Annotated in this window: 4 protein-coding genes; 3 read left to right on the forward strand and 1 reads right to left on the reverse strand. The window is 67.9% G+C overall.

The window, feature by feature from the left end; all coding sequences use genetic code 11:
- Positions 1–159 precede the first annotated feature (159 nt).
- Positions 160–7,284 carry a S8 family serine peptidase gene (locus GRX01_RS13810; protein WP_159668575.1) on the forward strand — a complete coding sequence of 2,375 codons (7,125 nt, stop codon included), beginning with the start codon at positions 160–162 and terminating at the stop codon, positions 7,282–7,284.
- Between the two features lie 303 nt (positions 7,285–7,587).
- Here the strand turns inward: GRX01_RS13810 and GRX01_RS13815 are convergent, their stop codons facing one another.
- Positions 7,588–8,799 carry a hypothetical protein gene (locus GRX01_RS13815; protein ID WP_159668578.1) on the reverse strand — a complete coding sequence of 404 codons (1,212 nt, stop codon included), beginning with the start codon at positions 8,797–8,799 and terminating at the stop codon, positions 7,588–7,590.
- Between the two features lie 153 nt (positions 8,800–8,952).
- Between GRX01_RS13815 and GRX01_RS13820 the strand changes: the two genes are divergently transcribed.
- Entirely contained in the window at positions 8,953–9,612 is a 660-nt protein-coding gene (locus GRX01_RS13820) for an ABC transporter ATP-binding protein (protein ID WP_159668581.1), read from the forward strand.
- 39 nt (positions 9,613–9,651) lie between these two features.
- Positions 9,652–10,599 (forward strand): FtsX-like permease family protein (locus GRX01_RS13825; RefSeq protein WP_321168113.1); only part of this gene is annotated, 948 nt, incomplete at its 3' end.

Here is a 10,599-nt window from a genome sequence, read left to right on the forward strand (position 1 = left end):
CCTGACAGGTTCGGGACATATGTCAATTAGCGTCACAGTACAGTAGTTTTAATATCTGATGTATGTCAGCCGCCGGCAAATGGGAGCAGTAGACAGGGTCCGGGGAGTACTCGCTGGGGAACGACTGCGGAACGGGAACGTCTCGGGGTGTGTTCGGCCGTGACACGAACGCGACGCCGTGTCGGGGCGGTCCTCGCGTGTCTGTTGATGGTGGTCGGCGCGGCAGCGCCGGCGGTCGGAGCCGGGGGAGCGGGAGAGTCCCCGGTTGAGGGGCCGAGCGATATCGGCTCCGAGGCGACAGCTGATTCGAGCGGGTCCTCGACGAACGACGTGACGCGTAACTCGACCGACGCCGACCGAGCGGAGTTGTCCGATCCGCTCCGACTACAACTGTCGCAGGTCGACGACGGCGAGCGGATCCCCGTGCTCGTCGTCTTCGAGACGCAGCCCGAGGAGTCACTCCCGTTGGGATCGCTCTCGGCGACGGAGGCACGAACGCAGATGAAGCAGCTCGCACGGAGCGAACAGGACCGCGCCCGGAGCGTCCTCGCCGAGGAGCGCGCCGCCGGTTCGGCCGGCGAGGTCACGACCTTCTGGAGCCGGAACGCACTGGCGGTCAGTGCGACCGAGGACGTCATCAAGCGGTTAGCCGGGCTTCAGTCGGTCGAACGGATCGTCTATGACCGGCAGGTGACGGTGTCGGACGCTAACTCGACCGGGATCCCAGCGGTCGACCGGATCCTGTCCGACTACAACACGTCGGCGACGCCGGCCGGCTACGAGCGCTCGACGAGCGGTGAGGCCGCGTGGGGCGTCGAGTACATCGGCGCCGACGAGGTCCAACAGCGCGGTGTGACCGGTGAGGGTGTCAACGTCAGCGTCGTCGACACCGGGATCGACGACGACCACCCGGCGCTGCAGGGACAGGTCGTGAAGTGGAAGGACTTCACCGGGAACAACGCCTCCTCGCCCGTCGACCCCGACGGGCACGGCACGCACGTCGCCGGGACCGTCGCCGGCCGTCCGGACGCCGAGCGCGCCGTCGGGGTCGCTCCGGGCGCGAACCTCTTCGGCGCCCGCGCGCTGGGTGCCGACGGCAGCGGCAACTTCTCCGACGTCATCGCGGCCTTCGAGTGGAGCGCCGAGCAGGACGCGGACGTCATCTCCGCGTCGCTCGGCGCACCGCCACTCACCTCCGAGACGGCCGGAAACGCGACTGCTCCCGGCGTCGGTGGCACATCGAGTCACGAGTTCGAGGTGGTGTCGAACGCCTCCGTCGGAACGAACGGTAGCGACGGAGCCGCCTACAAGCCGTCGTACGTACTCGTGATATTGGAGCCGACGGCGATCAATGGCACCACAATCGACGCCAGCCGGGAGCCGGAGCGTGCCGGTCAGGCCGTTCGGAACCTCTCCGTACGAGCGCTGGATCCGAACGGCGACCGCTCGCTCGATCAGTCCTCCGCCGGCTTGGTTTTCCGGACCGGGGAGGTGCCTCCCGGGCTCATCGTCCGGAAGTTCAAGCCGTCGAGCGGCCGGATCGACGAAGCCGGGAACTGGACGCTCTCGGTTCAGAACAACAACGACGTCAATGTCACGTACCAGTACACGACGCTTACCGTCTACCCGACGAACGGCTCAGACATCGTCTCCGAGGCAGTCAACGAGATCGCCCGGACCCACGACGTGGTTCCGGTCATCGCGGCCGGCAACTCCGGAGCGCTCTTCGGCAACCGGACGATCGAAACCCCGGGAGCGGCCGAAACGGCGATCACCGTCGGCGCGACCGAGTTCCGCTCGCAGGCCGTTGTGGCCTTCTCCAGCCGCGGGCCGGTCGGGTACGGGTCGGAAGCCAGGCCGGGTGTCACCGTCACTGCACCCGGAACGAGCGTCCTTTCAACATCGTCCCTGGAAGACGGGAACGGAAGACAATACGAGTCGTTCAGCGGAACCTCGATGGCGACGCCGCACGTCTCCGGGACGATCGCGCTGATGCTGGCGGCGAACCCGAACATGACGCGCTCGGACGTCCGTGATACGCTCCGGGCGACCGCGCAGGACACGCCCGCCCCGGACGCCGCGGAGGGCGCCGGCGTCACCGACGCCTGGGCGGCGGCGAACGCGTCCGCCCCCAGCGGACTTAACGAGACCGGGACGCCGCCGCAGGGTATCCGTGATCTGTTCGCCGGTATCGGCGACACCGGCGAGGAGTTCGTCGATCTCCGGGTGGACCCCGTCAGCGATCCCGCGGGGGACTCGAGCAGTGCGCCCGACCTGCGGTACGCGAACAAGCAGTTGTTGGGCAGCCGTCTCGAACTCGGCTTCGCCGACGCCGGCACCGCGAACGCGACCGTCGAGGTGTACATTGATGCCGACCAGAACGACTCCACCGGCGATCCCGACCAGTCCGGAGCCGAGTTCAGAGCGATAATCAATCGCACGTTCGACGGCACGAGCTACGGCGCGGTGGTGCGGAGCCGGCAGTACAACGAGACGGCGGGCGCCTACGAGTCTACCCGGAACTTCTCCGCGCAGTACAGGACTGTCAGTGGCGAGTTCATCACGCTCTTCCCGTCCATCACCGACGGTCCGTACGAGAACACTGGCCCCGTCGACTTCCATGTCGTCTCCAGCGACGAGTCCGGGAGCGCCTCGGACAGGCTCCCCGATTCGGGACAGCTAACCGACGGAAACGCAAGCAAGACGCTGAAGACCGTCGCTGTGGCGTGGAACTCCTCCGCGGGACAGCCGGCCACTGACGCGCCAGTGACGTTCCGAGTAATCGATGAAGATACCGACCCGGACACGGTCGTCGCGAACGCGACCATGCTGACGGACTCGGAGGGTCGTGCCGTCCGGAACTTCTCGGTCGGGGTCGGCGACTACCGAGTCGAGGTGACCGACGAGCGCGGCAACCGGATCACGCAGTCGTACAGCCTCCGTGACGCTCGTGTGGAATCCTTGGTTCAGCCCGATGGCTTCCCGAACCACTCGGTCGACGACCGCCTCTACACGGTGGAGTCTAACAGTACGCTGACGGTCAACGTCCCCGTGTACGCCGATAACGAGTCCATGACGCCGTACGAGGGTCCGGCATCGGTCGCCGTCGGGCCGTACTCGGACGCCGGGTTCACGGTGAACGATCTCGTCGCTGACGACGGCGTCGTCACCTTCACCGTTGATCTCTCGCAGCATCGTCTCGACGAACTCGACGACGACATCAACGTTCGTCTCGCCCTCACCGGAAACTACAGCAATGCGTCACAGTACGTCTCCGCGGCGTACATCGACATCGCAGCCGACGGGGCGGTCCAGACGCGCCTCGGTCCGGAGACGACGACCGTCGTGCCCGGCGGAACCGCGACGTTCAGCTTCCAGCACGCCGCACGGGACGGGAACGCCGTGAACGCGACGGCGGCGTACGAGGTGACGTGGATCACTGACCGGATGGTCGCGTCACTATCGAGCGAGCTCCCGACCGCCACACTCGGCCGGCTGAAGACGGTCGTCCAGACGGGCGGTCAGCAGGGCGAACTGACCTCGGCCGACCGGCGGGCGATCCGCACGGCGCTCGAGAACATCTCCGCCAGTCGGACTGCACGGACGGTCGTGACCGGTAGCGCCGCGCCCGAACGCCACGGAGTCGGCACCTTCTCGGTCGAGGCCCCGGTCGACGCCCGGTACGGCTTCGTCACCGCGCAGGCGGCCACGGAGGGCGCCGAACCCACGACCGCCGTGGTGGCGATCGAAGGGCGGACCTCGCAGTACTACGACCGGCGCACGGAGCCGGCAGAGGACAGCAGGCGGTACAACCTCGACGTCTACTCGTACTCGAACGACTGGGGCGAACACAAGGAGGGCGACTACCTCGTCCCGAACGACACGTACGACGTCCACGTCTCGCTGTACGACTACAAGACGGACAGCTACGTCGACAACAAGACGGTGAACCTCTACACCGACGGCGGCGACGTGTACACCGTCGAGCTGAACGGGAGTGACACGGTCGTCACTGTCGACGCACCCGACACGGACTGGGTGAACGCCTCGTTCGACGAGCGCGAACAGCAGGTGTACGGCGTCGTGAACAACGCGACCCGTCCGGACGGGACGGCGGTCGCGGAGACCGATTACATCTATCCAACCATCCGTGAGGCGACGGGCGGGGACGGAGTTCGTCCCGACCCCGATCTGGGGTACCGCGACGGCCAGCTGGCGGCGTCGGTAACGTACGAGAACGAGACCACGAACAGTGCTTCCGGCAAGCGGACGCTGCTTGTCCTCACTGAGCGACGGTCCTTCGACAACGTCCGCGACGTGTTCGTCGGATTCGAGGAGCCGACGAACGGCACGATCACTCGGAACATCACCGACACCGATGGTCCCGGACCTGAGGAGTCCGCCGAGTACCGACTCGGTGCGCGGACTCCCAGCGTCGACGACAACGTGCTGTGGATCGACGACCTCGAGCTCGGTGGCCTCCAGGTCGAGACGAACGTCGAGGGCGGCTTCACCGCCGGTGGATCGACCCCGGTCACGGTGACCGTCACCGACCGTAACGGCGACCCGGTTGAGGGCGCAGCCGTCACCTGGCGCCACGTCGTCGGCTACGAGATGGACCGGAGCTACGAGGCGAGTGTGCCGTCCGAGCGGCCAGGAAGTACTCGCGTCGGCGTCACCGGACCGAACGGGACTGTGACGTTCGATGTCTCGGTCACTGTTCCGGACGGCGTCTCGGCGGCGTTCCTCCAGTACAATGTCGGCGCAGCGACGGCGAACGCGAGCGCCACCGATCTGCAGAGCGAATTTAGCTCTGTCGAGACGACCGAACAGGTGACGGTCAACGGCACGATAACTGAGCCCGACGGGACGCCGGCCGCGAACGGCACGGTCGCGCTGTGGTCGCGCGACTCTACGGGCCAGACGATGGTCACCACGACGAACGCGAGCGGCGGGTTCAACGTCACGCTGAACGATGGGGCCGAGTACACCTATTCGTTCTACGGGACGGAGTTCGACAACGAGTCGTCGCTCAACGTTCGGGATGGTTCCCCGGACGTCCACTCGTTCGGTAACTTCGTTGCCGGGTCGGGAGAGAACCTCGACAGACAGCTTCCCGAGGGATACGTCCTCAACGTGAGCGTCGTCGACGAGGACGGCGACCCTGTTCCAGCCGACGAGTTCACGCTCGGCGTGGCATCGGTGCCCGGCTTCTCGCCGGATACGCGAGCGGGAGCGGCCGACCTACCGACCGACGCGAACGGGACGTTACAGTTCCCCAACGCGTCGGCGACTGGCATCGAGATGGCCGGCGACGCGACAGTCGAGGTTGAGCCGACGGCCGACCGCTTCAGACAGGACGTAGTCGTCAGGGAGGTCACCGTCACGGACGCGACGAACGTGACGGTCGAACTCGACGAGTACGACCGAGTGAACGTCACCGGTCAGTTCGTCAACGAGACGGGCACGGCGTTGGAGGGTGACGAGGTGCTCGTGTACACAGAGGCCTCGGACTCGATCGACACGGTTGAGACGGACGCGACCGGGAACTTCAGCGCCACCGTGCGCAACGACACCGGTGCCGCCGTCGGCTACCGGCAGCGCGGCGGCGTCGGCGGCGCGAACGTCTCGGCCGACGGTGTGCCGGACCTGTACTCCTACGGCGGGTTCAACGTGAGCGGGAACACCTCTCTCGGGACGATCACGCTCCCCGAGGGCCACCGGGTGAACGTGAGCGTCGTCGACGAGGACGGTGACCGGGTGGAGAACGCGGTGCTCGTCGCGCGCCACTGGAACAGCACTGACCGAGAGGCTGGCTTCATCACGGAGAATCAGACGACGGACGCCGACGGCCAGCTCGTGAACGAGCTGACCGGCCCGGTGTCGGTCTACGTCGCGCCGCCGGAGAACGCCAGTCGGTTCGAGAACCGGACGTACGTTCGTGACCTCACCGTCACGAATGAGACGAACGTCACGGTCACGCTGAACGAGACCGACTCCGAAACCGAACCCGGACCGACCGTCGCCGTCGAGGACGCTACGGTCGAGGAGGGCAACACGTCCACGGTGAACGTGACGCTCTCGGCAGTGCCGAACGGTCTACAGAACTTCGAACTCGCCGTGTTCACTGACAACAACACGACGGCGAACATCACCGGTGCGACCGTCAACCCGACGCTCAACCGCACTGACGTGGAGATACGCGACGCAGGCAACGCGATCGTACTGTTCGGCGCCGACGACGACAACAACGTCACCGCCGGCGACGGCGAAGGGATACTCGCACAGGTCGAGGTGACCGGCGTCAACGCAGGCGAGGCGAACCTGACGGTCGAGCCCGTTCTGTTCGAGGACGATAGCGGCGGGGAGTTCACCCCCGACACGCGGAGAGGGTCGGTCAACGTGACCGAAAGTACGACCGACGGCGGCAGTGGTGGCGGTGGCGACGGCGGCGACGGTGGAGACGGCGGTGGCGACGGAGGAACTGCCACCCCCATCGTGGCCCTCGAGGAGGTCGATGTCGGACTCGGAGGGACGGCCACGACGAACCTGACGATCTCGGAGGTTCCGAACGGACTCGACTCGTTCGAGATCGTCGTCGAGACGGAGGACAACACGACCGCGGCCGTCAGCGGGGCGACCATTGCCGCACAGTTCGGTGATGCGAACGTCAGGACTCTCGATGGCGGTATCGCGGTCGAGGTCAACGCCACCGATCTGGGTGACAACGTCACCGGCGGGGACACGAATGTCCGTCTCGCGGAGATCGAGGTGACCGGCGTTTCGCCCGGAAACACGACGCTGACAGTCGTCCCGGAACGTGTCATCGACGACAACGGAGACTCCGTGACGGTGGATCCACGGAGTGCCAACGCGTCGGTCAACGGTTCGGTGTTCGAGTATTCGAACTTCAGCGTCACCCCCGAGAGCGGAACGGAACCGTTGAGCGTCACGGGGAGCGTGAACGTGACGAACGTCGGTAACGAGGCCGGGACCGTCTCGGTCGACTTGCTGGTGAACGGGTCCGTCAACGCGACCAAGACCGTGACCCTCGAACCGGGGGAGACGAGAACCGTTTCCGTCGGTTCGACCTCCCTCGACGCAGGGAACTACGAGGTCGCTATCGACGGACTCGAACCCAGGTCTGTCGTCGTCAACAGGTCAGATCAGGTGATCACGGCGGATCCGACGACCACGACAACGACGGAGACGCCCGGGTTCACCGTGGTCCTCTCGGTGTTCGCGCTGCTGTTCGCCGGACTCGTAGCGATCAGACGCGACTGAGCGCACGGGGTCGTCGATTCCGAGTCCTTCCCGGCCCCAACTCGTCCCGGCTGTTCTTCGCAGCTCCGAACGCATGGAGAGCCAGATCACGCTTCGTTCGAGTGGCTCCTTGTGCCGACTGGGATAGCATCGGTGGTGGAGAAGGCAACAACGCCACGTCACAGGTGCCCTCCTTGTTCGCTCGCCGGGGTCGACCGTTCTCAGACGTCACTGCGACCGTCGTCCAGCAGTCCAACGAAGGAGTGTCACCGATCGAGCAGACGGATGGGAGGAGCGCTATTTGGAGATCCGTTCACTGTCGTGTCACGGATCGTGGACGGCGAGCAGACACAGCCCGACGACGAGCGCGAGGAGGTAGCCGAGGGGACCGAACAGCGGCGCGCTCGTCGCGGTCGACCCGTCTCCGTCGCTCCTGCCGTCCCCAGTTCCGTCGGTGTCCGCCCGCGTGGTCACGTCACCGACAGTCGCGTTCGAGTCCGGAGTCACGGTCGTCCCGGCGGTGGGAGTCGGTGTCGTCCCGTCGGCGTCGGTCCCCGGCGCCGTCGTGGTCGGCCCGGTCGTCGGCGGGGGTGTGGTCGAGGTCCCGGCGGTCGCCGTCGCCGTCGAGGTGGCGGTCCCATCGCTCGATGTGGCAGTCTCGGTAGTAGTCGTGTTCGCCGTGGTCGTGTTCGTGGTTGTCGTGGTCGTGTTCGTCGTCGCCGTGGTCGTCGCAGTCGGGGTGGCCGTCGCCGTCGCCGTGGGCGTCGGGGTCGTCTCCCGGATGGAGACGGTTCCGGAGCCGCTCATGCCGAGCAGTTCCCGGGTCGTGTCGTCGAACGCCGGGTCGCCGCGGACGCCGGTGACGACGGTGAACTCCCCGGTCCCGAACGTGCTCGCGTCGAACGTGGCGCTCCAGGCCGTGTCGTTCACCCGGGTCGCGTTGCGAACGACCCGCGTCGAGTCGTCGCCGACCGCGACGGTGACGTCGGTGAACGACGGCGCGTTCCCGCGTTCCTCGACGGTCGCGGTGACGGTGAAGGTGTCGTCGGGGTCGACCCGCTCCGGCACGGACTGATCGACCGTGTACCCACCGACGACGAACGGTTGGGCGGCGAGCAGCTCGCGCTGGTTGCCCGACTCGTCGGTCACGGCGACGACGTAGGTGCCGACGTCGTAGTACCGGAGCGAAACCGAGAAGTCGTCGTCGCCGCGGCCGGCCTCCGTCTCGACGGCCGTCTGGTCGCCGTCGACGATCCTGACGGTGTAGTACTCGCCGTCCGGGGCGTCCACGGAGAACCGCAGGGTGTCCTGACTCGTGTACCGGCCGATATCGGTCACCTCGACCGTCTCGCCGTCCGCGGTGTACTCGACGGCCGGAACCGCCACGGCGCCGTCGATAGCGACCGAGTAGTTCGGGTCGGTCGCCGCCAGCGCGGCCGGGACGACCGACGCGACGACCAGGACGGCGACGACGGCGGCGACCACGAGCGACGACCGACCGTCGCACCCGCGGTCGGAACCGCCCGAGGGCCTCATTCGGCACCCCCGGAAGAGCGGGAGGACGGTCGGGCGTGGCGTCGCATTGGGGATCCGTGGGACGCTCGCGGATAAAAACGGTCGGGTCCTGGAGCGGCCGGTGGCCCGACGGGAGCGGTATCGTTACAGTCGTCGCCCCTCCAGAGACCGACGATGACCGAACCGGTCCTCCGCGGCGTCGACCTCAGCGTCGACCGCGGCGGCGTCCGCATCCTCGACGAGGTGTCGGTGACGGTTCCCGCCGACGGCCGGCTGCTGATCCAGGGGCCGAGCGGGGCCGGCAAGACGACGCTGTTCAACGTGCTTGGCCTGCTGGAGCCGCCGACGGCCGGCACACTGTACGTGAACGGCGAGGAGACGGAGTCGCTCGGGGAGCGAGCCCGAGCGCGGATCCGCCGGGACACGATCGGGTTCGTCTTCCAGGACTTCCAGCTCGTCCCCGACCTCACGGCGTGGGAGAACGCCGTCCTCCCGCAGGACCACGGCGGCGACCGGGACGAGGCGTGGCTCGGGGAGCTGTTCGACGCCCTCGACATCGACGACCTCCGCGACCAGTTCCCGGCGACGCTGTCGGGCGGGGAGAAACAGCGGGTCGCGATCGCGCGGGCGCTGGCGAATCGGCCCTCGGTCGTGCTCGCGGACGAGCCGACCGGGCAACTCGACCCCGACACCGCCGACCGCGTGCTCGACCTCCTCTTCGACGTCCGCGCGGAGGCGTCGACGGCGCTGGTCGTCATCAGCCACGACCGGCGGCTCACGGACCGCTTCGACGACCGCCTCCGGCTCGCGGACGGCGCCCTCACACCCATATGAGTCGCGCGCGCATGGGAGAGAGCGACGGGGGCGAGTGAGATGCGCGACGCCGGACTGGTCCGCCGGTGGTCGCGCCGCGACTGGCTGAGCGCGGCCGTCGTCGCCACGACGGCGGCGTTCCTCGTCGGGACGGCCCTGTTGCTCACCTCCGCCGGCGCCTACACGTCGACGCTGGAGGGCGGGCTCGCGACCTCGGCCACCGTCGAGTACACTGAATCGCCGGCGACGGTCACGTCCGAGGGGGACCGAATCGTCGTTCCAGTGTCGCCGGCGACGGTCGACGGGACCGACACGCGCGTCGTCGGGGTTCCGTCCGACGCCCCGGCGGAGATCCCGGGCGCGTCGGTGGCCTGGAAAGCCGCACGGCTGCCCCAACCGACGGCGAACACGGCGGTCGGGCCGGTCGCCTACCGACACGAGGTCGTCATCGAGGGAACCGCTGGCACCGTCACGCGGGACGTTCGCCCGCCGGAGAACCGGTCCGTGTTCCCGGCGCGGTGGTACGCGGACCGCCCGTCGACGACGGAGGAACTCGGAACGAGCGGCGCGTTCGTCCTCGACCCCGGGAGCGACGACGGGGATGCGAGCTATCGGACGGGCGTCCCGCTCATCGGGACGATCCCGTTCATCCTGCTCGGCATCCGCGACGTGCTCCGCATCCTCTCGCTGGCGGGCGTCGCGGGCGGCGTGGTCGTGCTCGTCGTCGTCTACAGCGTGACTCGAATGAGCGTTCGAGACCGCCGGACGACCGTCCGGGTGCTCCGCGCGACCGGTGCGGATCCGCTCCGCGTGGGCGGGCTCATCGCCGCGCGGGCGGCCGCCGTGACCGGCGTGGGTGTCGGTGCCGGCGTGCTCGCCGGCGTCGCCGCGCCGCCGGCTATCGTGGCCGCCGCCGGCGCCCTCGGCGTCCCCGTGACGCTCCCGACCGAACCGACACCGGAGAAACTCCGCGTCGTCGGGGCGCTGGCGGCGACGCTGACGCTGGCG

Source organism: Halobaculum saliterrae (assembly GCF_009831625.1).
In the GTDB taxonomy this organism is placed as follows: domain Archaea; phylum Halobacteriota; class Halobacteria; order Halobacteriales; family Haloferacaceae; genus Halobaculum; species Halobaculum saliterrae.

Coding starts and splice junctions, on each gene's coding strand:
- GRX01_RS13815 (WP_159668578.1), bottom strand. CDS start 8,799: ATGAGGCCCTCGGGCGGTTCCGACCGCGGGTGCGACGGTCGGTCGTCG.
- GRX01_RS13820 (WP_159668581.1), top strand. CDS start 8,953: ATGACCGAACCGGTCCTCCGCGGCGTCGACCTCAGCGTCGACCGCGGC.